This is a genomic window from Mycobacterium sp. E3298, from assembly GCF_001666895.1.
Classification (GTDB): Bacteria; Actinomycetota; Actinomycetes; order Mycobacteriales; family Mycobacteriaceae; genus Mycobacterium.
Map to the genome: position 1 here is coordinate 1 of NZ_LZJB01000037.1, position 2,039 is coordinate 2,039.

General features: G+C 70.2%; 2 protein-coding genes and 1 pseudogene. 1 reads left to right on the plus strand and 2 read right to left on the minus strand.

The annotated features are described in order from the left end of the window. Nucleotides 1-114, plus strand: a pseudogene (locus tag A9X05_RS31885) (hypothetical protein); the annotation flags it as partial. 115 nt (nt 115-229) lie between these two features. Here the strand turns inward: A9X05_RS31885 and A9X05_RS01565 are convergent. Beyond that, a complete protein-coding gene (locus tag A9X05_RS01565) occupies nt 230-883 on the minus strand; it encodes a DUF4129 domain-containing protein (protein WP_067754220.1) in 654 nt (217 codons plus the stop codon). Between the two features lie 13 nt (nt 884-896). Continuing rightward, entirely contained in the window at nt 897-2,030 is a 1,134-nt protein-coding gene (locus A9X05_RS01570) for a hypothetical protein (protein WP_067778702.1), read from the minus strand. Nucleotides 2,031-2,039 lie beyond the last annotated feature (9 nt).

A 2,039-nucleotide genomic window follows, 5' to 3' on the forward strand; every position in this document is an offset into this window, starting at 1 on the left:
GCCCGCCAGCTCGAGGAGACGGGTGTGCTGAACCCGGCGCCCGGCCGGACCGCCAACGAACTGGCCGTCGACGCCGGATCCATCCGCGCCCCGGGACGCGGCGCGGTCAGGTAGGCATCGAGGCCGGCGATGACGGCCAGCACGATCAGCGTGAGGATTACCCAGCGCCAGGATCGCCAGCGCTGCAACGCCGTTGGGCTCGCCGGGTGGGGACCCGCCGTGGTCGCCATCACCGCACCTGCGCCCACGAGTCGGGCGCGGCGGTTTGCCCCGGCCCCCCGGGAACGGTCGCCGAGCGGGAGCGCAGGTGCTCGTCAAGGTCGGCGATCATCTGGTATGCGCTCTGGGTTCCCGGTCGCTCACCGTAGGTGACGTCGTTGAAAGCCGTTGCGGCTTGCGCTAATTCGCCGGCAAGGTGGGGCAGCGCGGCACCGGCGTCGACGGCCAGTTCGTTGGCGGTCCGGCCGGGCGCCGGGTTCAGCACACCCGTCTCCTCGAGCTGGCGGGCGACCGCCCGCAGGCGGTGGCGAATCGCTGCGGTCCATTCGCCCCGCGCCGCAAAGTCTTCGGCCGTCGCACGGTGCTGGGCCGCGGTGAGCTGCGCGGCCTCGAACAGCTGATAGTCACCGCCGCGGTTGGTGCGCATCGTGCGCCGCGCGACGTGGATCGCGACCGCCAACGCGATTGCCAGCATGATGAAAAGGACGGTGGCCGTGAGCCACCCGCCGGGGAAAGAGGCGGTCTTCTGCAGCAGCCGGTAAATGATCTCGTTGAGCCACTCGGCCATCTGCTGCCCGGCCGAACCCTTGGAGTAGATCGGCTTGCTGAGTTCGTCCTGCGCCGCCTGATGGGCGGCATCGCGGTCGATGTCGATGGAGGGCACGGTCAGCTCGTCCTCAGACCGGCCGTGTCAGCCACAGGTTGTCGGTGGACTCGGTCGCGTAGGGGCCGCCCGCGGCGCCGGTCTGCAGCACCAGATCGAAGGCTTCGGCGCGGATCCGGCGGTCGGTGTAGAGCAGAGCGATGACGCCGGCGTTGAACGGCGCGGTGATGATCTCGCCGATCGCGGCGCCCACCGACGCCACCGCGGTGCTGGCAATGAAAGCCGCGGTCGCCGTGCTGACCAGGAAGAACTTGCTGGCGATCTCGAACGGCACCGCGACCGCCCCCGCGATGACGGACGTCACCAGCAGTGATAACAGCCGAATGCCCAGCACCCGCCAGAAGCCGTTGCGTACCAGAGCGAATGATCGGGTGATGGAGTCCAGGACCGGGAGCCGCTCCAGCACGATCAGCACGGGCGCGAACAACACCACCGTGTACAGGTACATCAACAGCGCGATCACGGCCAGCACCAGCGGCAGACCCAGCACGACCGCCGCCGCGGCGTTGCCGATGGCCGCCAGCACCGCGATGACCACGATCACCAGCCCGGCGACGACCGCCAGGGCGGCCCCCTCCAGCAGGGCCAGACCGAACAGGGGCAGCAGGCGCCCACGGATCCTGGCCCACGTCTCGCCGATGGTGATCGGCGAGCCGAACACCGCCCGCCCGACGATGACCGTGAGCATCCCGGACAACAGCATGCCGCCTAGCCAGGCGACCAGGACGCCGGCGCTCATCGACGTCAACCAGGCGCCGATGACCCCGGTGGTCAGTTCCTTCGCGTGGTCGGTGCTCAACCTGCCGTAGGCCGCCAGCGGCCCGTACACGGCGAGTTTCGTCACGATCTGAATGACCACCACCACGACGGTCGTCAGCCCCAGCGTGGCCTTCGGATTGGCGCGGACGTAACCGACCGCGCCGTTGAAGATGTCACCCAGGGTGAGTGGCCGCAACGGGATGATGCCGGGTTTGACCGCTGCCGGAACACGGGGGCCGGATTGCCACGCCGGCGGGCCGTACCCGGGCGGCGGGCCGTACCCGGGCGGCGGGCCGTACCCGGGCGGCGGGCCGTATCCCGGCGGCGGGCCTCGACGAAGCGGTCGGCCACCATGTCGATGGCGGTGTCTAGGTCCAGCGGCCGCCATTCGGTCGCC

Coding starts and splice junctions, on each gene's coding strand:
- A9X05_RS01570 (WP_067778702.1), bottom strand. CDS start 2,030: ATGGCGGCCGCTGGACCTAGACACCGCCATCGACATGGTGGCCGACCG.